The sequence below is a fragment of the Saccharopolyspora sp. NPDC049426 genome, assembly GCF_040676935.1.
Classification (GTDB): domain Bacteria; phylum Actinomycetota; class Actinomycetes; order Mycobacteriales; family Pseudonocardiaceae; genus Saccharopolyspora.
The window spans coordinates 565655-588817 of the sequence record NZ_JBFAPZ010000001.1 but is presented as its reverse complement, the minus strand read 5'-3'; the positions used below and the strand labels follow the sequence as shown (position 1 = coordinate 588817).

The window sequence follows — 23163 nt, the reverse complement described above, 5'->3', positions numbered from 1 at the left end:
CATCGCCACCAAGCAGCGGCAACCGCGCCCTCCCAGGCGCGGTTGCCGTTATTCCCAGCTTGACCTGCGGTGTTGTCGAAGATCGACGATCACATCGGGATCAACCGCAGTTTGCCTGCTTTTCTTCCTCGGTCATCGCGCGGGTGGACTGGGTGACCGTCCCGCCCTGGTCGTCGGCCGGGCCGCTGGCCTCGAAGTCGTTGACGTACCAGATGTAGTGATCGTAGAACTTGTCCTCGAAGTGCAGCTCGTAGGTTCCCTTGGCCTTCTGCATCTTCGGTCCGTGGTACACCTGCCCGACCTCACCGGGACGCACGGTGATGAAGGTGGTCTGCGACTCGGTGTGCTCGGACCGCCACTCGTGACCGTAGGTCGCCTTGAAGGTCACCTTGAACACCTCGCCGAAGCTGGTGCTCATCGACAGACCCACGCTGTTGCTCTCCGCGGTGCTGTCGGACCAGGCGACGTTCATCATCTGCTCCTTGTCGGTGCAGTTGAACACCGGAGAGCCGACCGCCTCTGAACTGTTCTGGTAGTACTCCACCTCGCCCTCGGGGTGGAACACGCAGCTGTCGGTGCCGTTGTCGCACTTCTCCAGCAGCTCGCGAACCGTGGGCTCTTCGGCCGCCGTGGCAGGCGGGGCCAGCAGCAGAGCCGCCCCGATCGCCGACACGCAGCTCACCGCGATGCGCTTCATCATCGAGTTCCTCTCGATCAACTTGAAGACCAACCGGACAACACCCGCATCCGAGAACCGGACCACCACGCTTTCGGCCACCGGACCACCACGCTTTTCGGCCACCGGACCACCGCCGCTCTCCGGACCCGGAACACCGCCGCAATCGGGTCCCGGAATACCGCCGTAATCGGGGTCCTGATTACCGGGGTAATCGGGGTCAAGGCGTGTGGGGGATTACGGGCAGGCGTCGACTTCTTCCTGGGTCATGTCGCGGGAGTGCTGGCTGACCGCGGTCGACGAGTCCTGGGCCGGACCGGTCGCCTCGAAGTCGTTGACGTACCAGATGTAGTGGTCGTGGAACTTGTCCTCGAAGTGGAGCTCGTACGTGCCGCGCACCTTCTGCATCTGGGCGGCCCGCTCGACCCAGCCCACCTGGTGCGAACCGGTGTCGACGAACGTCGTCTGCGACTCGGTGTGCGTCTCCTCCCAGGTGTGCTGGAAGGTCTGCTCGTAGGTGACGGCGAAGACCTTGCCGAAGCCCGCCTCGGTGGTCATCGACAAGCCGACGCTGTTGCTCTGCGACGTGGTGTCCGACCAGGCGACGCTGTGGCGCTGGTCGTCCGGGGTGCAGTTGTAGACCGGGTCGCCGACCTGCTTGGTGTCCGCGGTGAAGTACTCCGGCTCGCCGGCCGGGTGGAACACGCAGCTGTCGGTGCCGTTGTCGCACTTCTCCAGCAGCTCCCGGACCGTCGGGTCCTCGGCGGCGTTGACGCCCCGCGCGTTGATGACACCGGCGCTCTCAGCGGTCGCGTTGGCGGTGACGGGCACGACCAGCGCGCCGAACGCGCTCGCCGACGCCACCAGGGTGCGGATCGTTCCTGCTCGCATGGCGAATTCCCCTCAGCTCAGACCGACGGACTGGGTGCGGTCGTTCAGCATCGAACCGACGTCGGGCGTGTTCTCCTTGAACGGCCCGTCGCGCTCGCCGCCCAGGTCGGGCTCCGGGTACAGCCAGATCCAGCAGCCGCCCCACGGCTGAACCGAGGAGACGATGTTCTTCCAGTCGTCGGGCAGGTTGATCTGGAAGTTGACGACACCGTCCTTCTCGCACATCTCGGAGCCGTAGACGGTGAAGCTGGCCCCGCCGTAGTTGGGGTCGGCGAACAACGTCGCCTGGATGACGTCGCCACGCGCGTCCCTCGACTGCGCCGTGGCCTCGGCCAGCGTGTTGAAGCACAGGGTCTCGCCGGTGCTGAAGTGATAGCTGCAGTGCGAATCCGGTTTCGGGGCCACCTGCCCGCCGGGTTGGGCCACCGCTGCTCCCGGGACAACCGCGGCCAACACCGCGACGATCACCAGGACGGCACGCCGTCCCACCTGTCGTGGTCGCATATGCCGTCGCTCCTCCCTCGATTTACCAGCGCCGTCCGGGTGAAACGGCGTCGATAAAGCTAAGGAGTCGTGTGACGGGGCCAACACCGACGAAAAGTAGCAGGACGGGCCCACCTTCGCTTGAAACTCTTCGGTGGATCGCCTTGGACTGAAGAGGGGTCCTGGCGTTCGCGCATATCGCGGCCGGAGAACTCGCGAACCGGCTAAGTGAACTGCCAAGGGTGATTTCCCGAGTGCGCACCGTATCGCGACTGGGAAGTTGTGGGAATCAGGAAAAAGATGGGTCCCGAATGGGAAAAACAGAAGACCCGCCATCCCGGTTGGATGGCGGGTCTTCTGCTGAACTCGATCAGCGCTCGAGCTTGGTGACCGAACCGCCGGCGGCGGTGATCTTCTCCTGAGCGCTGCCGGTGAAGGCGTGAGCGGTGACGTCCAGCTTGACGCCCTCCAGGTCCCCGTCGCCGAGGATCTTCACCAGCTCGTTCTTCTTGACCAGGCCCTTGGCGACGAGCTCGTCGAAACCGACGGTGCCACCCTCGGGGAACGCCTGGGCCAGCTTGCCGAGGTTCACACCCTGGTACTCGGTGCGGAAGCGGTTCTTGAAGCCCTTGAGCTTCGGGAGCCGCATGTGGATCGGCATCTGCCCACCCTCGAAACGAGGGGAGACGGTCTTGCGGGCCTTGGTGCCCTTGGTACCGCGGCCGGCGGTCTTGCCCTTGGAGCCCTCACCGCGGCCGACGCGGATCTTGTCGCGCTTGGCGCCAGGGGCCGGACGCAGGTCGTGCAGTTTGATGACCATGTCAGTCGACCTCCTCGACCGTCACCAGGTGACGGACGGCGTTGACCATGCCGCGCACGTTCGAGTCGTCCGGGCGAACCACGGACTGACGGATCTTGCGCAAGCCGAGGCTGCGCATGGTGTCGCGCTGGTTCTGCTTCGAGCCGACCAGCCCGCGCACCTGAGTGATCTTGAGCTGTGCCATGACGATCAGACCCCCGTCCCGGCGGCACGCGCACGCATGATGAACGCCGGAGCGACATCTTCCAGCGGCAGGCCACGGCGAGCCGCGACCTCCTCCGGACGCTGCAGCTGCTTGAGGGCGTCAACCGTGGCGTGCACGATGTTGATCGGGTTGTCCGAGCCCAGCGACTTGCTCAGCACGTCGTGGACACCGGCGCACTCCAGCACCGCGCGCACCGGGCCACCGGCGATGACACCGGTACCGGCGCTGGCCGGACGCAGCAGCACGACGCCGGCGGCGTCCTCGCCCTGCACCGGGTGCGTGATGGTGCCGCCCAGGCGCGGGACGCGGAAGAAGTTCTTCTTCGCCTCCTCGACGCCCTTGGCGATGGCCGCGGGAACTTCCTTGGCCTTGCCGTAGCCGACACCAACCATGCCGTCGCCGTCGCCGACGACGACCAGCGCGGTGAAGCTGAAGCGCCGACCACCCTTGACGACCTTCGCGACGCGGTTGATGGTCACGACACGTTCGAACTGCGGGGTCTTCTCTTGGGCCGCCCCGCCACGGCCGCCGTCGCGGCGGTCCCGGCGGTCCTTGCCGCCGGACTCCCCGCCGCCTTCACGCCGAGTGCGTCCAGGCATCAGGCGTCCCTTCCAGTCTCGTTCTTACGCACTTGTCAGAACTCCAGTCCGCCGTCACGGGCGGCGTCGGCCAGAGCGGCCACGCGACCGTGGTAGGCGTTGCCGCCGCGGTCGAACACGACCTTCTCGACACCGGCGTCCTTGGCACGGGCGGCGACGAGCTCGCCGACCTTGGTGGCCACGGCCTTCTTGTCACCCTCGAAGCCGCGGAGCTCGGACTCCAGGCTCGTGGCCGACGCAACGGTGTGGCCCTTGGTGTCGTCGATGACCTGCGCGGTGATGTTGCGCAGCGACCGAGTGACGACCAGACGCGGGCGCTCGGCGGTGCCCAGGATCTTCTTCCGGAGGCGCGTGTGACGCTTGGCGCGGGCGAGCCGACGCTTGGTCGAGATGTCCTTGCCAACCGGCTTGCGCTTGGTAGCTGTCTCGCTCATGGTCACTTACCCGTCTTTCCGACCTTGCGGCGGATGGTCTCACCCGCGTACCGGACACCCTTGCCCTTGTACGGGTCGGGCTTGCGCAGCTTGCGGATACGAGCCGCGATCTCGCCGACCAGCTGCTTGTCGATGCCCTTGACCGAAAGCTTGGTCGGGCCGTCGACCGCGAACTGAATGCCGTCCGGCGGCTCGATCACGATGGGGTGGCTGTAGCCGAGGGAGAACTCGAGGTTCGATCCCTTCTGCAGCACTCGGTAACCGACGCCCTGGATCTCCAGATCCTTCTGGTATCCCTGGCTGACGCCGATCACCATGTTGTTGACGAGAGTCCGGGTCAGCCCGTGCAGCGACCGGCTCTCCCGCTCGTCGTCGGGGCGCTTGACCAGCACCGCGCCGTCCTCGTCCTTCTCGACGACGATCGGCTCGCGGACCTGGTGAGCAAGCTCGCCCTTGGGGCCCTTCACGGTCACCGCCTGGCCGTCGATGTTCACCTCGACGCCGGAGGGGACGGTGATCGGCAGCTTTCCGATGCGCGACATAGCCGCTCCTCCTCCCTTACCAGACGTAGGCGAGGACTTCCCCGCCCACGCCCTTCTTCATGGCCTGCCGGTCGGTCACGAGACCGCCGGAGCTCGAGATGATGGCGACGCCCAGACCACCGAGAACCTTGGGCAGGTTCGTGGACTTGGCGTAGACCCGCAGACCGGGCTTGGAGACCCGGCGCAGGCCCGCGATGCTCCGCTCGCGGTTCGGGCCGTACTTCAGCTCGACGACGAGGTTCTTGTGAGTCTCCCCGTCCTCGACGCGGGAGCCGGCGACGTAGCCCTCCCGCTTGAGGATCTCGGCGATGTTCGCCTTCAGCTTGGAGTGCGGCATCACGACCTCGTCGTGGTATGCCGAGTTTCCGTTGCGCAGACGCGTCAGCATGTCTGCGATCGGATCGGTCATCGTCATGACCTGCTCAACCTTTCTCGTCTGGTTCCGATGAGCCCGGACCACGACCCACCCGGAGAGGGTGGGCGTCTGGACTCTGGCCTGGACGAAGTTCGGGGTCTCCCGCCACGGTGACGGGGCCCTGTTCAGTCGTGCGCAAGCACGGCTCGCGTGCGGAGCGTGGGCATCAGCCCTGGTAGCGCCTGCTTCAGGGTAAGGGTCGCCGGATCAGACCGGGAAACCGGGACCCCGAAGCAGGCGAGTGCTCACCAGGAAGACTTGCTCACGCCGGGCAGCTCGCCCGCGTGCGCCATCTCGCGGAAGCAAACGCGGCAGAGGCCGAACTTGCGGAACACCGAGCGCGGACGCCCGCACTTCTGGCAGCGGGTGTAGCCGCGAACCTTGAACTTCGGCTTCTGGGCCGCCTTGATAACCAGCGCCTTCTTCGCCATCGCTCAGTTCTCCTTGAACGGGAAGCCCAGGTGCTTCAGCAGCGCCCGGCCCTCGTCATCGTTGGTGGCAGTGGTAACGACGGTGATGTCCATACCCCGCGGGCGGTCGATGTTGTCCGGGTTGATCTCGTGGAACATCGACTGCTCGTTGAGGCCGAACGTGTAGTTGCCCCTGCCGTCGAACTGCTTCGGCGAGAGACCGCGGAAGTCACGGATTCGCGGCAGCGCGATGGTGACCAGGCGGTCCAGGAACTCCCACATGCGATCGCCGCGCAGGGTCACCCGCGCGCCGATCGGCTGGCCCTCGCGCAGCTTGAACTGCGCGATGGACTTGCGGGCCCGACGGATCTCGGGCTTCTGGCCGGTGATGGAGGTGAGGTCGCGAACCGCGCCCTCGATCAGCTTGCTGTCCCGCGCGGCGTCGCCAACACCCATGTTGACCACGACCTTGACCGCGCCCGGCACCTGCATCACGTTGGAGTAGTTGAACTCCTCGTTCAGGGCCTGGCGGATCTCCTCGCGGTACCGGGTCTTGAGCCGGGGGACGATCTTCTCAGCAGTAGTCATGATCAGATGTCCTTACCGTTGCGGCGCGAGACGCGAACCTTCTTGCCGTCCTCGTCGATGCGGTGACCGACGCGGGTCGGCTTGCCGTCCGAGTCCACGACCATCACGTTGCTCACGTGGATCGGGGCTTCCTGGGTGACGATGCCGCCGGACTGCGCGCCACGCTCGGTCCGGGAGACCTTGGTGTGCTTCTTGATCCGGTTGACACCCTCGACCAGGACCCGCTGCTCCGCCGGCATGGCCTGGATGACCTTGCCCTTGGCGCCCTTGTCCTTACCGGAGATGACGACGACCGTGTCGCCCTTCTTGATCTTCATGATCACAACACCTCCGGCGCGAGCGAGATGATCTTCATGAACTTCTTGTCGCGCAGTTCTCGGGCCACCGGCCCGAAGATGCGGGTGCCTCGCGGCTCGCCACCCGGCTTCACCAGGACGGCGGCGTTCTCGTCGAACCGGATGTAGGAACCATCCGCGCGACGCTTTTCCTTCTTCTGGCGGACGATGACGGCCTTGACCACATCGCCCTTCTTGACTCCGGCACCGGGGATGGCTTCCTTGACGGTCGCCACGATGATGTCCCCGAGGCCCGCGTAGCGCCGACCCGACCCACCGAGGACACGGATCGTAAGGATCTCCTTGGCCCCGGTGTTGTCGGCGACGCGAAGTCGCGACTCCTGCTGGATCACGTATGACTCCTGACCCTAAGTGCCCGAACCTTGTGCCCGGACACACTCTGGCGTGCCAAATTGCCGACCTGACACGCGCGGTCAACTACCACAAGCGAAACGGCCGGCCGCTGATCTTGCCGGCGACCGGCCGGTTCGCCGTGTCGTTCTGAGAGACCACCTGCGCGGGACGCAGGACCACCCAGAACTGTGTTGATTACTTGGCCTTCTCGACGACCTCGACCAGTCGCCAGCGCTTGCTGGCCGACAGCGGCCGGGTCTCCATCAGCAGTACCCGGTCACCGACGCCGGCCGAGTTGGCCTCGTCGTGCGCCTTGACCTTGGTGGTCTGCCGCATGACCTTGCCGTAGAGGGCGTGCTTCTTGCGGTCTTCCAGGGAGACCACGATCGTCTTGTCCATCTTGTCCGAGACGACGTAGCCCTCGCGCACCTTGCGGCTGTTGCGCTCCACGCCCTGTCCTTTCTCACTCATGCCGCGCCCTCCTCAGCGCCTTCGGTGTTAACCGTCAGGCCCAGTTCGCGCTCGCGCATGATGGTGTAGATCCGGGCGATGTCCTGTCGGACGACGCGCAGCCGCCGGTTGTTCTGCAGCTGACCAGTGGCCATCTGGAACCGGAGGTTGAACAGCTCTTCCTTCGATTCCTTCAGCCGCTGCACGAGCTCCTCGTTGTCCAGCTCGCGGAGCTCGGATGCGGTGACACCCGCTGCCATCAGAAGTCACCACCCTCGCGGGACACGATCTTGCACTTCATCGGGAGCTTGTGCGCCGCACGAGTCAACGCCTCGACCGCCGTCTTCTCGTTCGGGAAGGTCAGCTCGAACATGATGCGTCCGGGCTTGACGTTGGCGACCCAGGACTCCGGCGAACCCTTACCGGAACCCTGACGGGTTTCGGCCGGCTTCTTGGTCAGCGGGCGGTCCGGGAAGATGTTGATCCACACCTTGCCGCCGCGCTTGACGTGCCGGGTGATCGCGATACGCGCCGACTCGATCTGCCGGTTGGTCACGTAGCCGTGCTCGATCGCCTGAATGCCGTACTCGCCGAAACTGATCCGGGTGCCACCCTTGGCGAAGCCCTTACGCTTCGGCGCGTGGCTCTTGCGCCACTTCACCCTGCGTGGGACGAGCACGTCTCAGCCCTCCGTCTTCTCTTCAGCCGGCGCAGCCTGCGGCTGCTCGCCCTCCGCGGCCTTGGTCTCGGCCTTGGCGGACTTGTCAGCTGCACCGCGCTCACCGCGGTCCGCACCGCCACGACGACGGCCACCGCGGTCACCGCGGCCACCACGCTCGTTGCGCTCGTTGCCGCCGCCGCGCGGCGGACGGACCTCGGACTCCTGCTGCTTCTGCTTCAGGCCACCGACCAGCTCGCCCTTGTAGATCCACACCTTGACGCCGATGCGCCCGAAGGTGGTGCGGGCCTCGAAGAAGCCGTAGTCGATGTCCGCGCGCAGCGTGTGCAGCGGGACGCGACCCTCGCGGTAGAACTCCGAGCGCGACATCTCCGCGCCACCCAGACGTCCGCCGCACTGCACCCGGATACCCTTGACCTGCGACGAGCGCATGGCCGACTGAATGGCCTTGCGCATCGCGCGCCGGAAGGACACGCGGTTGGACAGCTGCTCGGCCACACCCTGTGCGACCAGCTGGGCGTCCGCCTCGGGGTTCTTGACCTCGAGGATGTTGAGCTGAACCTGCTTGCCGGTCAGCTTCTCCAGCGCACCGCGGATGCGGTCCGCCTCGGCACCGCGACGGCCGATGACGATGCCCGGCCGGGCGGTGTGAATGTCCACGCGGACGCGCTCACGGGTGCGCTCGATCTCCACCTTCGAGATCCCAGCGCGCTCCATCCCGCGAGACAGCTGCCGGCGGATCTTGACGTCTTCCGCGACGTACTCCGAGTACTGCTTGTCGGCGTACCAGCGAGACTTCCAGTCCGTGGTGATGCCGAGTCGGAAGCCGTGCGGGTTGATCTTCTGACCCACTACCGGGCACTCCCCTTCTGGCTCTTTCGGGACTTGGTCACCGCGGGCCGAGATTCGACCTCGACCGTGATGTGGCTGGTCCGCTTCCGGATCCGGTACGCACGACCCTGCGCGCGCGGCCGGAACCGCTTCAACGTCGGACCCTCGTCCACGTACGCGTGGTTCACGACCAGCGTCTCGGGATCGAGGGAAAGGTTGTTCTCCGCGTTGGCGATCGCACTGGCGAGCACCTTCGACACCGGACCGCTGGCGGTCTGCGGCGCGAACTGAAGCACAGCCAGGGCATCGCTGGCGCTCCGGCCCTTGATGAGCTCGACCACGCGCCGCGCCTTCATCGGCGACACGCGGACGAACCGGGCCCGCGCCACTGCCCGCGGGGCTTCCGCGGCAGTGGAGTCGGAACGGGCTGTCATCCTGCTACCCCTTGCTCTTACTCGTTCGTGTCACAGACCCGCTCAGCGGCGGCGCGACTTCCGGTCGTCCTTGACGTGGCCCTTGAAGGTGCGGGTCGGGGCGAATTCGCCCAGCTTGTGCCCCACCATCGCCTCGGTGACGAACACCGGGACGTGCTTGCGACCGTCGTGCACCGCGAAGGTGTGGCCCAGCATGTCCGGGATGATCGTCGACCGACGGGACCAGGTCTTGATCACGGTCTTCTTGCCCGACTCGTTAAGCGCGTCCACCTTCTTGAGCAGGTGGTCGTCCACGAACGGGCCCTTCTTCAGGCTGCGTGGCATGTTTGCTTACCTCCCTGCTCAGCGCTTCTTGCCGGTACGCCGGCGGCGGACGATGAGCTTGTCACTCGGCTTGCGGAGACGGGTACGCCCCTCCGGCTTACCGTTCGGGTTGACCGGGTGGCGACCACCGGAGGTCTTGCCCTCACCACCACCGTGCGGGTGGTCCACCGGGTTCATGACGACACCGCGGACGGTCGGGCGCTTGCCCTTCCACCGCATGCGGCCGGCCTTGCCCCAGTTGATGTTGGCGTGCTCCGAGTTGCCGACCTCGCCGACGGTGGCACGGCAGCGCGCGTCCACGTTGCGGATCTCGCCCGAAGGCATCCGCAGCTGGGCGTACGGGCCGTCCTTGGCCACCAGCTGCACCCGGGCACCGGCCGAGCGAGCGATCTTCGCGCCCTGACCGGGGCGGAGCTCGATCGCGTGGATCACGGTACCGGTGGGGATGTTGCGCAGCGGCAGGTTGTTACCCGGCTTGATGTCGGCCCGAGCGCCGCTCTCGATCGGGTCGCCCTGCTTCACACCGTTCGGCGCGATGATGTACCGCTTCTCGCCGTCGGCGTAGTGCAGGAGCGCGATCCGAGCGCTGCGGTTCGGGTCGTACTCGATGTGCGCGACCTTGGCCGGCACACCGTCCTTGTCGTTGCGGCGGAAGTCGATCAGGCGGTAGGCCCGCTTGTGACCGCCACCCTTGTGCCGCGTGGTGATCTTGCCCTGAGCGTTGCGACCCGCCTTGCGATTCAGCGGGACGATCAACGACTTCTCCGGCTCCGTCCGGGTGATCTCGGCGAAGTCGGACACGCTCGAGCCACGACGGCCAGGCGTCGTCGGCTTGTACTTGCGAATGCCCATTTCTAAAGCAACCTCGTCCTAATCAGCACCGTCAGGCGGCCGGACCGCCGAAGATCTCGATCGCCTTGCTCTCCGGCGTCAGGGTGACGATGGCCCGCTTGGTGTCCTTGCGCTTGCCGAACCCGGTGCGGGTGCGCTTGCGCTTGCCGTTGCGGTTGATCGTGTTGACGCTGGCGACCTTGACGTCGAAGATCTGCTCAATGGCGATCTTGATTTCGGTCTTGTTCGAGCGCGGGTCCACCAAGAAGGTGTACTGCGACTGCTCCAGCAGCCCGTAGCTCTTCTCGGAGATCACCGGCTTGAGGATGATGTCCCGGGGGTCGGCGCTCACTGCTCTGCCTCCTCAGCGGAAGAAGCGGCGGCCTTGACCGACCGGCCCTTGGCCGGACCTGCGACGAAACGGTCGTAGGCGGCCTTGGTGAACACAACGTCGTCGCTGTTGAGCACGTCGTAGGTGTTCAGCTGACCCGGGTCGATCAGGTGCACGTTCTGCAGGTTCCGCAGGCTCAGCCACGAGTTCTGCTCTTCGTGGCGGTCGAGCACGACCAGAACCTTCTTGGCTTCGGTCCAGTTCCGCAGCGCGGTCTTGGCCGACTTGGTGGACGGCTGCTCGCCGCCGACAACGCCGGTGACCACGTGCAGCTGGCCGGCGCGAACCCGGTCGGAGAGGGCACCGCGCAGGGCGGCCTTCACCATCTTCTTCGGGGTCCGCTGGGTGTAGTCCCGCGGCTGCGGGCCGTGGACGGTGCCACCGCCGGCGAACTGAGGGGCGCGGATGGAGCCCTGACGGGCGTTACCGGTGCCCTTCTGCCGGTACGGCTTCTTGCCGCCGCCGGAGACCTGACCGCGGGTCTTCGTGGCGTGCGTGCCCTGGCGAGCCGCGGCCAGCTGGGCCACGACGACCTGGTGCATCAGCGCCACGTTGGCCTGCGCGTCGAAAATCTCGGCCGGCAGCTCGACGGTGCCGTCGGTCTTGCCGTCCGGGGTACGGACGTCGAGCGTCAAGCTCATCACGCACCACCCTTCGCGGGGCTCTTAACCAGCACCAGGCCGCCCTTGGGGCCGGGCACAGCGCCCTTGATCAGCAGCAGGCCGTTGTCGCCCTCGACCTTGTGCACCTTCAGGTTCTGCGTGGTGACGCGGTTGGTACCCATCCGCCCCGCCATGCGCATGCCCTTGAAGACGCGACCGGGGGTCGCGCAGCCGCCGATGGAACCCGGCTTGCGGTGCACCGCCTGAGCACCGTGGCTCATCGGCTGACGGTGGAAACCGTGCCGCTTGATGGTGCCCGCGAAGCCCTTGCCCTTGCTGGTGCCGACCACGTCGACCACCGCGCCTGCCTCGAAGAGGTCCGCGCTGATCTCCTGGCCGAGCTCGTACTCGCCGGCATCCGCGGTGCGCAGCTCCACGACGTGGCGGCGCGGGGTGACACCGGCCTTGGTGAAGTGGCCGCCACGCGGCTTGTTCACCCGGCGGGGGTCGATGGCGCCGAACGCCAGCTGCACGGCCGAGTAGCCGTCCTTCTCGGGGGTCCGGATCTGGGTGATCACGTTCGGCCCGGCCTGCACGACGGTCACCGGGATGACCCGGTTCTGGTCGTCGAAGACCTGGGTCATGCCGAGCTTCGTGCCCAGAATCCCCTTGATCTGCCTGTCAGACATTGGTCTCGTTCTCTCCGCTACCTCGTCGCCGTGCCTTACTGGATGTTCACGTCGACGCTGGCCGGCAGGTCGATGCGCATCAACGCGTCGACCGTCTTCGGCGTCGGTTCGAGGATGTCGATGAGCCGCTTGTGCGTACGCATCTCGAAGTGCTCCCGCGAGTCCTTGTACTTGTGCGGGGAGCGGATGACGCAGTAGACGTTCTTCTCAGTGGGCAGCGGCACTGGCCCCACGACCCGAGCGCCGGTGCGCGTCACGGTCTCGACGATCTTGCGTGCGGACGCGTCGATCGCCTCGTGGTCGTAGGCCTTGAGCCGGATGCGGATCTTCTGTCCCGCCATGGTGGCTTGCCGTTCCTCTAGTCTCGTGCCGCGGTCAGGTACATGGGTGCAGGGCGCACCCATCGGTGCCCCTCACGGCCCTCAGCGTGGTGTCGTCCCCGATACCGGGAGCCGTCACAGCTCTCAGTCCGCCCCTGTTCAAGTGTGTAGGTGCCCGGTACACGCGGTCGGGCGTGTCGCCCAGCTGTCGCATACCGGTCCCCACGAACGTCGCCGATGGGGTGGGCCCGAAAGCCCGTACACCTTCTTGTGCCCTGCTCGGCCGACCAAAAGCGGCCGGGGGATCGGATTCCGAAAGAGAACGGAGCCGAACACCGAACAAGGGCGCGAGGCCCTCGCACCAAGGCGGCCGGAGCTTCATCGCGACTACCAGGACCGATCACGTCGATCCGCGAGTCTGAAATTCCGGCCGCCCTGAACGAGCAACCCATACAGGATGGCACATCGCCTGCACCACCCAAAATCGGGGGTCGTTTTACGGGACCGAAGTCACCGCAAAACAAGAGAGGACCCGCTCCCCGTGAGGAAAGCGGGCCCTCGTCACGTCACTTGGTGATCTTGGTGACGCGACCGGCGCCGACGGTGCGGCCACCCTCGCGGATCGCGAAGCGCAGACCCTCGTCCATCGCGATGGGCTGGATCAGCTGGACCGACATCTCGGTGTTGTCGCCCGGCATGACCATCTCGGTGCCCTCGGGCAGGGTCACAACGCCGGTGACGTCCGTGGTCCGGAAGTAGAACTGCGGACGGTAGTTGTTGAAGAACGGCGTGTGACGGCCACCCTCGTCCTTGGACAGGATGTAGACCTGCGCCTCGAACTCGGTGTGCGGGGTGGTGGTGCCCGGCTTCACGACGACCATGCCGCGCTCGACCTCTTCGCGCTTGATACCGCGAATCAGCAGACCGACGTTGTCGCCCGCCTGGCCCTCGTCGAGGAGCTTGCGGAACATCTCGACACCGGTGACGGTGGTCTTGAGCGGCTTCTCCTTGATGCCGACCAGTTCCACCTCCTCGTTCACCTTGATGATGCCGCGCTCGATGCGGCCGGTGATGACGGTGCCGCGGCCGGTGATCGAGAAGACGTCCTCGACCGGCATCAGGAACGCCTTGTCGGTGTCACGCACCGGGTCCGGAACGTTCTCGTCGACGGCGGTCATCAGCTCGACGATCTTGTCGGCCCACTCGGCGTCGCCCTCCAGCGCCTTCAGCGCGGAAACGCGGACCACCGGCACGTCGTCGCCCGGGAACTCCTGGGACGACAGCAGCTCGCGGACCTCCATCTCGACGAGCTCGAGGATCTCCTCGTCGTCGACCATGTCGGACTTGTTCAGCGCGACCAGGATGTAGGGCACGCCGACCTGGCGAGCCAGCAGCACGTGCTCGCGGGTCTGCGGCATCGGGCCGTCGGTCGCGGCGACCACCAGGATCGCGCCGTCCATCTGGGCGGCACCGGTGATCATGTTCTTCACGTAGTCAGCGTGACCCGGAGCGTCGACGTGAGCGTAGTGACGCTTCTCCGTCTGGTACTCCACGTGCGCGATCTGAATCGTGATGCCGCGCTCTTTTTCCTCCGGCGCCTTGTCGATCTCGTCGAACGGCGTGAAGGGGTTCAGCTCCGGGTACTTGTCGTGCAGAACCTTGGTGATGGCTGCGGTGAGCGTGGTCTTGCCGTGGTCAACGTGACCGATGGTCCCGATGTTGACGTGCGGCTTGTCCCTCTCGAACTTCGCCTTCGCCACTGGATTGTCCTCCTGGACTTGTTAACTTTCCGCCGTACGACTTGTTGTGCCAGGCGGAGTCCTGTCGGGTAGGTGACGAGCGGTTCGCTTCCGAAGTGGTCGCGGGCCGCTCGCCGCCGTCTGGAGGGGATTGCTCCCCGGTCGCCTTCGCGAGGCGTCGCCTCTTGGCCGGCCCCGGTCACCCGAGGCCGACCAGCGGGTCACTCGCCCGTTGCCTTGGCGATGATCTCCTTAGCCACACCGGCCGGAACCTCGGCGTAGGAGTCGAACACCATCGAGTAGTTGGCACGACCCTGGGTCTTGGACCGCAGGTCGCCGACGTACCCGAACATCTCGGACAGCGGCACGAGAGCCTTGACGACGCGGGTACCGCTGCGCTCCTCCATGGCCTGGATGTGGCCACGGCGGGAGTTCAGGTCTCCGATGACCTCGCCCATGTAGTCCTCGGGCGTGGTCACCTCGACCGCCATCATCGGTTCGAGCAGCGCCGGAGAAGCCTTGGCGGATGCCTCCTTGAGCGCCATCGAACCGGCGACCTTGAAGGCCATTTCCGACGAGTCGACCTCGTGGTACTGACCATCGAGCAAGGTCACCTTCACGCCGACCAGCGGGTAGCCGGCCAGCACGCCGTACTGCATGGCGTCCTGCGCACCCTGGTCAACCGACGGGATGTACTCCCGCGGGATCCGACCACCGGTGACCTTGTTGTCGAACTCGTAGGTCGCGCTGTCGGACGTCTGCTCGATCGGGTCGAGCTTGATGATCACGCGCGCGAACTGACCGGAACCACCGGTCTGCTTCTTGTGCGTGTACTCGTACTTCTCGATCGACTTGCGAATCGTCTCGCGGTAGGCCACCTGCGGCTTACCGATGTTCGCCTCGACCTTGAAGTCGGTCTTCATGCGGTTGACCAGCACCTCGAGGTGCAGCTCACCCATGCCCTTGATGATCGTCTGACCGGTCTCGTCGTCCAGCTTCACCTGGAACGTCGGGTCCTCCTCGGCGAGCTTCTGGATCGCCGTGGAGAGCTTCTCCTGGTCAGCCTTCGTCTTGGGCTCGATGGCCACCTCGATGACCGGCGCCGGGAACGTCATCGACTCGAGGACGATGGGGTTCGCGGAGTCGCACAAGGTGTCACCGGTGGTGGTCTCCTTGAGACCGATCACCGCGTAGATGTGACCGGCCTGGATCTCCTCGACCGGGTTCTCCTTGTTGGAGTGCATCTGGAACATCTTCCCGATGCGCTCCTTGCGGCCCTTGGTCGAGTTGATGACCTGGGCACCGGAGGCGACCTTGCCGGAGTAGACCCGGATGTAGGTCAGCTTGCCGAAGAACGGGTGCACCGCGATCTTGGAGACCAGCGCGGCGAACGGCTCGTCGGTGCGCGGCTTGCGCTCCGCCGGGGTCTCACCGTCCGGCAGGGTTCCCTGCACGGCGGGGACGTCCAGCGGCGAGGGCAGGTAGTCGACGACCGCGTCGAGCATGGGCTGAACGCCCTTGTTCTTGAACGCGGTACCGCACAGAACCGGGAACGCGCTGCGCTCGACGGTGATCTTGCGGATGCCTTCCTTGATCTGCTCCAGGGTCAGCTCCTCGCCACCGAAGTAGGCCTCCATGAGGTCCTCATCGGTCTCGGCGACGGCCTCGACCAGCTTCTCCCGGTACTCGGCGGCCTTGTCGGCCAGCTCCGCCGGGATCTCCTCGACCGCGTAGTCGGTGCCCTTGGACACCTCGCCACGCCAGGTCAGAGCCTTCATCTGGACCAGGTCGATGACGCCCTGGAAGTCGGACTCCGCACCGATCGGCAGCTGCAGGACCAGCGGCTTGGCGTGCAGCCGGTCCTCGATGGTGCCGACGGTGTAGTAGAAGTCCGCACCCAGCTTGTCCATCTTGTTGACGAAGCAGATGCGCGGGACGTCGTACTTGTCCGCCTGGCGCCAGACCTGCTCGGACTGGGGCTCGACACCTTCCTTGCCGTCGAACACCGCGACCGCGCCGTCGAGGACGCGCAGCGACCGCTCCACCTCGACGGTGAAGTCGACGTGGCCGGGGGTGTCGATGATGTTGATCTGGGTGTCGCCCCAGAAGGTGGTGGTAGCAGCCGAGGTGATGGTGATACCCCGCTTCTGCTCCTCCTCCATCCAGTCCATCGTCGCGGCGCCGTCGTGCACCTCGCCGATCTTGTACGTGATCCCGGTGTAGTACAGGATCCGCTCGGTCGTGGTGGTCTTGCCCGCATCGATGTGGGCCATGATGCCGATGTTGCGGACCTTGGTCAGGTCAGTCAGCACGTCGCGTGCCACGAGATTCTTCCCCGTTCCCTAACAGCAGGTGCAAGTCGCGGTGACAGGTGCAAAGCTGTCGAATCGGTTCGGCTGGCGGGCAAGACCCACCAGATTTCACCAGCGGTAGTGCGCGAAGGCCTTGTTGGACTCCGCCATCTTGTGCGTGTCTTCGCGCTTCTTGACGCTCGCGCCGAGGCCGTTGCTCGCGTCCAGCAGCTCGTTCATGAGGCGCTCGACCATGGTCTTCTCACGACGCTGCCGCGAGTAGGTGGTCAGCCAGCGCAGCGCGAGAGTGGTGGACCGGCCGGCCCGCACCTCGATCGGCACCTGGTAGGTCGCGCCACCGACGCGGCGGCTGCGGACCTCCAGGGTCGGCTTGACGTTGTCCAGGGCACGCTTCAGCGTGACGACCGGGTCGGTACCGGTCTTCTCCCGGCAGCCTTCCAGGGCCGCGTAGACGATCTTCTCGGCCAGCGAACGCTTGCCGTCCACGAGGATCTTGTTCACCAGCTGCGTGACCAGCGGCGAGCCGTACACGGGATCAGCGTGCAGCGGCCGCTTCGGGGCCGGACCCTTGCGGGGCATCAGCTCTTCTCCTTCTTCGCGCCGTAGCGGCTGCGAGCCTGCTTGCGGTTCTTCACACCCTGGGTGTCAGCGGAACCACGGATGATCTTGTAGCGCACGCCGGGCAGGTCCTTCACACGGCCGCCACGAACGAGCACGATCGAGTGCTCCTGCAGGTTGTGGCCCTCACCCGGGATGTAGGCCGTGACCTCGATGCCGCTGGTCAGCTTGACACGAGCGACCTTGCGCAGGGCCGAGTTGGGCTTCTTCGGGGTGGTCGTGTACACGCGGGTGCACACGCCACGCCGCTGCGGGCTCCCCTTGAGCGCCGCGGTCTTGGTCTTGGCGACCTTGTCCTGGCGGCCCTTACGGACCAGCTGCTGGATGGTGGGCATGGACCGGCTTTCTGTCAGCGTTCGCGTCTTTTAGGTACTCGACCAAGCAGCCGCTCGTTCGAGCTTCGGCGTGCCCTGGGCGTCGAGCACCTGTCAGGCACTGTGTTTCGGGACTCCCCCGCACACGAGGTCGGGCGTGTCGCCCGCTCCTCGGCCCTCACAGCGCCTGTTCCGGCCGAAACCGAGGTAGACCCCAGAGGGTTTTCGGAAGAGTTCCACACATCCTCGGCGCTGCCGCGGCCCTCCACTCGGGCGGCCACGTCATGCACGGGCATGCGGATCGACCCGATTGGCGTCGGGTCCGATAAACAAAGATACCCGCCCCGTTCTCAGAGGGTCAAAACGGGGGTCCCCTTGACCTGCTCGATCACCCGGCGCGGGCTCCGCGCCACAGATGAGGTGCGAGCTCTCATCGACTTCTCACAGGATTCTACCCCGTGTGACAAGCCCCTCCCGCCAACCGAGAACGGGGTGTCCGCGCGGACACCCCGTTCTCGGTTGGCGGCTCAGGCTTCGGTCAGCCAGCCCTCTTCGGTCAGGACTTTCAGGGAGTTGGGCAGGACGTAGGCGGTCCCGCCACCGACCTGGCCGTGCTCAGGCCTGGCGACGCCCGTGATGGCGTCGAACGCCTTCACCACCCGGTAGCGGCGGTACTGCCCCGGCTGTCCACCCGGCGGCATGCTGCGCTGCGGGATCGTGGTGCCCGCGACGAACGCGGTGTTGCCGACCGGTTCGCCGAAGCGGTCGAGCTCGTCACCGGGCTGCAGCTGGACCACGAACTTCTGGTCGTAGGACGACAGCGGCGGCTCGTCGGCCATCTCCGGCCACGGGCACTCGAAGTCCAGCAGCGGCTCGTCCGGCTCCCGGAGGTAGCGGTCGCGCTCGACGGTCATCGCGCCGATCAGGAAGAAACCCGCCGTCCACGGGTCCGGGAAGCGGTGCTTGGGGTTCGGCCGGTCGTCGTGGGCCTCCACCGCCCACCAGCCGTCCGGCTCGGGCCGCATGCTCCAGCCGCCACCGACCGGCTCGTCGAAGCTGTAGAACCGGCTGCTCACGCCCTGCGCCGCCAGGTGCGCGCCGACCGCCACGAAGGCGTCCTCCGGCCGGTGGGCCAGCATCGAGGCGGGGTCGGTGGCCAGGATCAGCGACTTGGCCTCGGCCGACTTGACGTCGGCGACCGTCGTCGGCGCCTGGTAGCGGGCGCGGCGGATGTGGTCGAGGAACTCCGGCGGCGGCGCGATGTCGTGCTCTTCGAGGTAGTAGGCCATCGCCTGCGGCCACACCCACACGCCGTCGGTGTGGAACTGCTTGGGCACCTCGGAGCCGCGGGCCGGGTCGAGCTCGTCGGCGTCGGTGGACATCGCCGACAGCACGATCTCGCCGCCGTTGAGGTAGCTGAACACCTCGCGCTTCTCGATCCACGGCACCGCCGGCCGGAACACCTGCGGCCTGCCCTGCGCGTCGCGGCCGTCGAACACCGGCAGCATCCGCAGCGGGCCGGTCGCCCCGTCCGGGTAGGTGACGGCGTCCACGAAGTAGTCCCAGGCCGGGGCGAGCAGCCACTGCTCGGGGTCGCGGCGCGGGTAGAACCGCAGTTCGTCGAGGTGCGCGCGGCCGTCCTCGGGCGCGTTCCGCCACTGCGGCTCGGCGTGGGAGGTGTGCAGCTCACCTCCGGAGAACACCGCGGACGTCCAGGCCCCGGTGTCCGGGCGGTAGCCGACGTCGCGGATCCGGCGCAGCAGCTCGAAGACCTCATCGGTCGCGTCGGTCTCGAAGCGGGTCCCCAGCGCCGTGCAGCGGACCTCGGCGGAACCCACCGCCGCTCGCAGCGCCTGCAGCAGCTCCGCCAGCTGCGCGGTGCGGTCCGGGAACGCGCCGAACGCGGCCGGCGCCGGGAACGGCGGGTGCACCGGGAACGGGTCACCCTGCCTGACGTTGATCAACTGTCCCCCTCAACGGTTTCGGTGCTCGCCACCCCGTCGAGGCGGCGGCGAGGTGCCGGCTTCGGCGACGGGAACCCCCCGGCGTCGGCACCGACGGTCGCCGGTTCGGACGACCACTGCGGCCGAACCGGGTAGCGCTCGTTCCAGTCCTGGTCGGACGGCGGGTCGATGGCGGCGCGGCCCGGCTGGAAGCCACCGCGGCCGAACTCGGCGACGCAGTCCAGCGCCATCTGCTCGATGACGTCGCGCAGCTCCAGCTCGGCCAGCCAGTCCAGCGGCAGCGCGCTCACACCCTGCAGCGCGCCGACGATGTTGCCGCAGATCGCGCCGGTGGAGTCGCTGTCGCCGTCGTGGTGCACGGCGATCTTCAGCGCCAGTTCCACGTCCTCGCCGGCCACCAGCGCCGCGCACACCGCGATCGCCACGGCCTGCTCGCCGACCCAGCCACCGCCGAGGACCTCGGCGACGCGCTCCGGCGTCGGCACGCCCTCGGCGGCCAGGTCCACGGCGGCCTTGATCGCGGCGGTGGTCTCCTCGTGGTCGTCCCAGGTCTCCAGCACCTGCAGGGCCAGCCACACGCCGTCGTCGAGGCTGCGGCCCAGCAGCGCCTGCTGCACGATCACCGCCAGCGCGCCCGCGGAGTGGTAGCCGGCCGGGTGGCTGTGGGTGAGCGCGGCGGTGCGCGCCGCAAGCTCGAACACCTCGGCCGGATCGGTGGAGGTCAGCGCGACCGGTGCCGCGCGCATCGCGCCGCCGCAGCCCTTGGAGTCGTTGATCTTCTCGGTCAGCGAACCGGCCCGGTGACCGTCGCCGAAGGCGGTCAGCGCCCGGAAGATGGTCTTGCCCGGGGCGCGGGTGTGGAACAGGCCCGCGACCTCGATCAACCAGCCGTCCGGCACCGGGTGGTCGGCGAAGAACTCGCCGGCCGCCGCGTCCCACTCGACGCCCTGGGTGTGCAGCCAGCGCTGGTAGGCCAGCTGCACCTCGGGCAGCGGGTCCACGGCACCGAGGGTGCGCGCGGCGACGCTTCCCCGGATCAGGCCCTCCGCGGTGAACAGCGTCATCTGCGTGTCATCGGTGATCGCCCCGTGCACGCCGTACGCCTCGCGCAGGCCGCTGGGACCGGTCGCGCCGAAGCGCTCGGTGATCTGCGCGGCGGTGATGAACTCCAGGTCCGCGCCCAGCGCGTCGCCGAGTGCGCCTCCGAGGAAGCAGCCCAGGACACGCTCGGTCAGCGACGGTGCGGCGTCGCCCGGCCCCTCACTCTTGCCGTGCACGCGACGGCCGACCGAGATCGGAAGGGCCTCGACCACCTGCGGTTCTGCCTCGGCGGGGATGTCCTCGCCGACGTCGACCACGGTGTCCTCGGGTTCGACCGCGGCGCTGTCCTCGGTGTCCGCAGCGGCGTCCTCGGTGGTGACGTCGTCTTCTGGTTCGTCGAGTTCGGGAGCGGCGTCCTCCGCCGGCTCCCCGGCGAAGGTGGCCGACTCGACTTCCTCCGGCTCCTCGGTGAAGGCGACCTCGTCAGGCTCGGTCTCGTCCAGCTCGGTCTCGTCCGACTCGGTTTCATCCCGCGCGAGCTCGTGCAGCTCCGGCTCGTCCTGCTCGGTTTCACCTCGCCCGAGTTCGTCCCACTCGACCTCGCCCGGCTCTGTTTCGCTCGGTTCGACTTCCTGCGGTTCTTCCGTCGCCTCGTCCTCAACCTCTTCGACGACTTCGGCTCTGGTGTCTTCCGGCTCGGTGTCTTCAGCCTGGACGTCTTCCGGCTCGTTGTCTTCCGGTGCGGCGAACTCGGCTTCGGCGTGTTCCGGCTCAGTGTCTTCGGTCTCGGCGACTTCCGCCTCGGCAACCTCGCCTTCGGAGTCCTCCGGCTCGGCGGTGACTTCGTCCGCCTCCTCCGCGACCACTTCGACTTCCTCGTCGACCGGTTCGGGTTCCGGCTCGATCGAGGAGAGCTTCGCGAGAGCCGGAACGACGTTGGGAACCACGTCGGAGTCCGGTCTCAGGTCGATCGGCGTCGGCTCCGGCTCGGCGTCGGCGAAGCGGAGTTCGGGATCGGAGTCGCGGGTGAAGCGGGCGTCCGGCTCGGGTTCGTTGTCGTCGCGCGTGGGGACGGCGATCAGGTCGAAGGGCGAACCGATGCCGCTCACGTCCACGACGGTGGAACCCGCGGGCTCACCGGAGTCGGACACGGCCTCGACGACCTGCGTCGTTTCGGTCTCCGACTCAGGTTCCGGCTCGGGTTCGAGGTCGACCACGGGTGTTTCGGGGATCGGCGCGGGTTCGGCGACCTCCGGTTCGGGCTCGTCGGCTTCGCCCGGGTGGAGGTCGATGGGCGCGCGGGGACGCGGTTCGAGGTCGACGGGGGTCCGATCGGGTTCCTGGTCGGGCTCGGAACCGATGGCCGCGAAGACCGCGGTGGTCTCGGTTTCCCGCTCGGGTTCGGCAGCGGGCGCGGAGGCCGGGAACGTCGGAGCGCCGATCTGGCCGGCGTTCCGCACCTCGAATCGCGGAATCTCCTCCCGCGCAGGCGGTTCCGGCTTGACGACGGGTTCCGGCGCGGGGGCCTGCGCGACCGGCGGCTCCGGGGCGACTGGGGGCTGCGGGGCGACGGGCCGTTGAGCGACCGGCGGCTCCGGTGCGGCCGGCCGCGGCGAGGTGAGCGGGGCGGCGGGCGGCGGGGTGTCGGCCGTGATCGCCGGCATCACCATCGTCTGCTCAGCGGAGCCCTCGACGGTCTTCGCTGGTCCGGCGGGGATCTGGCGAGGTCCGGTCTGCTGGGGTCCGCGCGTGTAGCGCTGCGCCCACTGCGGCGGTGGCGGCGGCGCGAACGCCTCGGTCGCATCGCCGCACAAGGTCTCGATGACCTGGCGGAGTTCGAGTTCGTCCAGCCACTGCGCGGGAATCGCGGCGGGGCCGTGCAGCGCACCCGCGAGCTGACCGGCGAGTGCACCCGTGACGGCGCTGTCGGCGGAGTTGTTCACCGCGACCTGCACGGCGTCGGCGAAGGTGCGGGTGCTGCCGACCGCGGCGAGCGCGATGCCGAGCTCCCCGGGCTTGTCGGCGACGTCGAACTCGATGTCGATGTCCAGCGGGCCGGGGGTTCCGCCGCGCTGACCGGTGAACATGGCCGCGTGCACGGTTCGCCGCACGTCGGCGGGCACCCCGGCCACCCGGTAGGCGGCGTTGAGCCTGCGCTGGTCGGAGCTGGTGACGGCGTCCCACAGCGGGATGCCGCGGATGAGCTGCGCCAGCACGTCGGCGTGCACACCGGCTGCGGCGACGGAGTTGGCGCCGGAGGTGTAGAGGTTCGCGATGCCCGCGCCCGCCGCGTACACGCCTTCGGGCACGTTGGACCACACCATCGCCGGGGCTGCCAGCACCGGGTAGTCGGCGGAACCGTCGGCGTCGACCGGCGGGTGCAGGCGACCGTCGGGTCCCAGCGGCGACCGCGCCGCCATGCGTCCGAGCAGTCCGAGGGCGTTGCCGGCCGGGTTGCGGGTCGAGTACAGCTCGCGACGTTCCAGCAGCCAGCTGGTGGGCGCGGGTTCGGTCGCCGCGAACGCCGACATCGCGAACTCCCACGGCACGCCCTGGGTGTGCAGCCAGCGCAGGTGGTTGGCGAAGACGAACTCGGTCGGTAAGCCGGTGCAGCCCTCGGCCTTGGCGCGCAGCAGGCCTTCGAGGGTGAACACGGTGAGCTGCGTCAGATCGGTGACGGCGCCGCGCCTCCCGTAGACGGGGAGGTAGTCGACGACGCCGCGCGGGCCGAACCACTGCTGTATCTCGGCGGTCGAGGTGTGCCGGACCCCGGCACCGAGGGCATCGCCCACGGCGCCGCCGAGCAGCGCACCTCGGAAACGATCGGCCCAGCTCAGCTGTCGTTGCGGGTCGGTCATCGCCTTCTCCTCGT

General features: G+C 67.4%; 30 protein-coding genes. All 30 read right to left on the bottom strand.

Translation table 11 applies throughout. From position 1 onward, the window contains the following. Nucleotides 1-100 precede the first annotated feature (100 nt). Nucleotides 101-697: a hypothetical protein gene (locus AB0J78_RS02875; RefSeq protein ID WP_363786253.1), complete on the bottom strand. Its 597-nt coding sequence runs from the start codon at nucleotides 695-697 to the stop codon at nucleotides 101-103. 216 nt (nucleotides 698-913) lie between these two features. Continuing rightward, a complete protein-coding gene (locus tag AB0J78_RS02870; RefSeq protein WP_363786251.1) occupies nucleotides 914-1567 on the bottom strand; it encodes a hypothetical protein in 654 nt (217 codons plus the stop codon). Nucleotides 1568-1579: 12 nt separating this feature from the next. Next, entirely contained in the window at nucleotides 1580-2071 is a 492-nt protein-coding gene (locus AB0J78_RS02865) for a hypothetical protein (protein WP_363786249.1), read from the bottom strand. 349 nt (nucleotides 2072-2420) lie between these two features. After that, nucleotides 2421-2870, bottom strand: a complete 450-nt coding sequence (gene rplO, locus AB0J78_RS02860) for a 50S ribosomal protein L15 (protein WP_132624390.1) — start codon at nucleotides 2868-2870, stop codon at nucleotides 2421-2423. A 1-nt stretch (nucleotide 2871) separates the two neighbouring features. Then, nucleotides 2872-3054 carry a 50S ribosomal protein L30 gene (gene rpmD / locus AB0J78_RS02855; RefSeq protein WP_132624388.1) on the bottom strand — a complete coding sequence of 61 codons (183 nt, stop codon included), beginning with the start codon at nucleotides 3052-3054 and terminating at the stop codon, nucleotides 2872-2874. Between the two features lie 5 nt (nucleotides 3055-3059). After that, nucleotides 3060-3674 carry a 30S ribosomal protein S5 gene (gene rpsE / locus AB0J78_RS02850; RefSeq protein WP_132673945.1) on the bottom strand — a complete coding sequence of 205 codons (615 nt, stop codon included), beginning with the start codon at nucleotides 3672-3674 and terminating at the stop codon, nucleotides 3060-3062. 35 nt (nucleotides 3675-3709) lie between these two features. Beyond that, nucleotides 3710-4108, bottom strand: a complete 399-nt coding sequence (gene rplR / locus AB0J78_RS02845; RefSeq protein ID WP_165943816.1) for a 50S ribosomal protein L18 — start codon at nucleotides 4106-4108, stop codon at nucleotides 3710-3712. A gap of 2 nt (nucleotides 4109-4110) precedes the next feature. After that, nucleotides 4111-4650: a 50S ribosomal protein L6 gene (gene rplF, locus AB0J78_RS02840; RefSeq protein WP_363786246.1), complete on the bottom strand. Its 540-nt coding sequence runs from the start codon at nucleotides 4648-4650 to the stop codon at nucleotides 4111-4113. 16 nt (nucleotides 4651-4666) lie between these two features. After that, entirely contained in the window at nucleotides 4667-5065 is a 399-nt protein-coding gene (gene rpsH / locus AB0J78_RS02835) for a 30S ribosomal protein S8 (protein WP_363786244.1), read from the bottom strand. Nucleotides 5066-5310: 245 nt separating this feature from the next. Further along, nucleotides 5311-5496 carry a type Z 30S ribosomal protein S14 gene (locus tag AB0J78_RS02830; RefSeq protein ID WP_132624378.1) on the bottom strand — a complete coding sequence of 62 codons (186 nt, stop codon included), beginning with the start codon at nucleotides 5494-5496 and terminating at the stop codon, nucleotides 5311-5313. Between the two features lie 3 nt (nucleotides 5497-5499). Further along, nucleotides 5500-6063 (bottom strand): 50S ribosomal protein L5, encoded by a 564-nt coding sequence (rplE, locus tag AB0J78_RS02825; RefSeq protein ID WP_132673942.1) that lies wholly within the window; start codon nucleotides 6061-6063, stop codon nucleotides 5500-5502. A gap of 2 nt (nucleotides 6064-6065) precedes the next feature. Then, nucleotides 6066-6380 carry a 50S ribosomal protein L24 gene (gene rplX / locus AB0J78_RS02820; RefSeq protein WP_132673941.1) on the bottom strand — a complete coding sequence of 105 codons (315 nt, stop codon included), beginning with the start codon at nucleotides 6378-6380 and terminating at the stop codon, nucleotides 6066-6068. Between the two features lie 2 nt (nucleotides 6381-6382). Continuing rightward, nucleotides 6383-6751: a 50S ribosomal protein L14 gene (gene rplN / locus AB0J78_RS02815; protein ID WP_010315405.1), complete on the bottom strand. Its 369-nt coding sequence runs from the start codon at nucleotides 6749-6751 to the stop codon at nucleotides 6383-6385. Nucleotides 6752-6947: 196 nt separating this feature from the next. Next, a complete protein-coding gene (gene rpsQ / locus AB0J78_RS02810; protein ID WP_132624370.1) occupies nucleotides 6948-7223 on the bottom strand; it encodes a 30S ribosomal protein S17 in 276 nt (91 codons plus the stop codon). After that, on the bottom strand, nucleotides 7220-7462 hold the full coding sequence (rpmC, locus tag AB0J78_RS02805; RefSeq protein WP_363786240.1) for a 50S ribosomal protein L29: 243 nt from the start codon (nucleotides 7460-7462) through the stop codon (nucleotides 7220-7222). Before rpmC ends, rpsQ begins: the two co-directional genes overlap by 4 nt. After that, complete coding sequence (rplP, locus tag AB0J78_RS02800; RefSeq protein WP_132624366.1) at nucleotides 7462-7881, bottom strand: 50S ribosomal protein L16; 420 nt, start codon at nucleotides 7879-7881, stop codon at nucleotides 7462-7464. Before rplP ends, rpmC begins: the two co-directional genes overlap by 1 nt. Before the next feature lie 3 nt (nucleotides 7882-7884). After that, complete coding sequence (gene rpsC, locus AB0J78_RS02795; protein WP_363786237.1) at nucleotides 7885-8733, bottom strand: 30S ribosomal protein S3; 849 nt, start codon at nucleotides 8731-8733, stop codon at nucleotides 7885-7887. Then, nucleotides 8733-9146 carry a 50S ribosomal protein L22 gene (gene rplV, locus AB0J78_RS02790; RefSeq protein ID WP_132624362.1) on the bottom strand — a complete coding sequence of 138 codons (414 nt, stop codon included), beginning with the start codon at nucleotides 9144-9146 and terminating at the stop codon, nucleotides 8733-8735. Before rplV ends, rpsC begins: the two co-directional genes overlap by 1 nt. Nucleotides 9147-9188: 42 nt before the next feature. Then, nucleotides 9189-9470 carry a 30S ribosomal protein S19 gene (gene rpsS, locus AB0J78_RS02785; protein WP_093414191.1) on the bottom strand — a complete coding sequence of 94 codons (282 nt, stop codon included), beginning with the start codon at nucleotides 9468-9470 and terminating at the stop codon, nucleotides 9189-9191. Nucleotides 9471-9488: 18 nt separating this feature from the next. Beyond that, entirely contained in the window at nucleotides 9489-10322 is an 834-nt protein-coding gene (rplB, locus tag AB0J78_RS02780; RefSeq protein WP_132673939.1) for a 50S ribosomal protein L2, read from the bottom strand. A 31-nt stretch (nucleotides 10323-10353) separates the two neighbouring features. Beyond that, complete coding sequence (gene rplW / locus AB0J78_RS02775; RefSeq protein WP_093414194.1) at nucleotides 10354-10653, bottom strand: 50S ribosomal protein L23; 300 nt, start codon at nucleotides 10651-10653, stop codon at nucleotides 10354-10356. Then, complete coding sequence (rplD, locus tag AB0J78_RS02770; protein ID WP_132624358.1) at nucleotides 10650-11333, bottom strand: 50S ribosomal protein L4; 684 nt, start codon at nucleotides 11331-11333, stop codon at nucleotides 10650-10652. The genes rplW and rplD overlap by 4 nt, the downstream gene beginning before the upstream one ends. Next, nucleotides 11333-11983, bottom strand: a complete 651-nt coding sequence (rplC, locus tag AB0J78_RS02765) for a 50S ribosomal protein L3 (RefSeq protein WP_210968392.1) — start codon at nucleotides 11981-11983, stop codon at nucleotides 11333-11335. The genes rplD and rplC overlap by 1 nt, the downstream gene beginning before the upstream one ends. 35 nt (nucleotides 11984-12018) lie before the next feature. Next, nucleotides 12019-12324, bottom strand: coding sequence for a 30S ribosomal protein S10 (rpsJ, locus tag AB0J78_RS02760; RefSeq protein WP_009948626.1), 306 nt, complete (start codon nucleotides 12322-12324; stop codon nucleotides 12019-12021). Nucleotides 12325-12869: 545 nt separating this feature from the next. Continuing rightward, nucleotides 12870-14063, bottom strand: coding sequence for an elongation factor Tu (gene tuf / locus AB0J78_RS02755; RefSeq protein WP_210968391.1), 1194 nt, complete (start codon nucleotides 14061-14063; stop codon nucleotides 12870-12872). Nucleotides 14064-14263: 200 nt separating this feature from the next. Then, nucleotides 14264-16366, bottom strand: a complete 2103-nt coding sequence (gene fusA, locus AB0J78_RS02750) for an elongation factor G (protein WP_363786233.1) — start codon at nucleotides 16364-16366, stop codon at nucleotides 14264-14266. 96 nt (nucleotides 16367-16462) lie between these two features. Continuing rightward, on the bottom strand, nucleotides 16463-16933 hold the full coding sequence (gene rpsG / locus AB0J78_RS02745; RefSeq protein ID WP_132673935.1) for a 30S ribosomal protein S7: 471 nt from the start codon (nucleotides 16931-16933) through the stop codon (nucleotides 16463-16465). Further along, nucleotides 16933-17307: a 30S ribosomal protein S12 gene (gene rpsL / locus AB0J78_RS02740; RefSeq protein ID WP_009948619.1), complete on the bottom strand. Its 375-nt coding sequence runs from the start codon at nucleotides 17305-17307 to the stop codon at nucleotides 16933-16935. Before rpsL ends, rpsG begins: the two co-directional genes overlap by 1 nt. Nucleotides 17308-17813: 506 nt before the next feature. Then, nucleotides 17814-19250, bottom strand: coding sequence for a TNT domain-containing protein (locus tag AB0J78_RS02735; RefSeq protein WP_363786230.1), 1437 nt, complete (start codon nucleotides 19248-19250; stop codon nucleotides 17814-17816). After that, entirely contained in the window at nucleotides 19247-23149 is a 3903-nt protein-coding gene (locus AB0J78_RS02730; protein ID WP_363786228.1) for an ADP-ribosylglycohydrolase family protein, read from the bottom strand. Before AB0J78_RS02730 ends, AB0J78_RS02735 begins: the two co-directional genes overlap by 4 nt. Nucleotides 23150-23163: the final 14 nt, after the last annotated feature.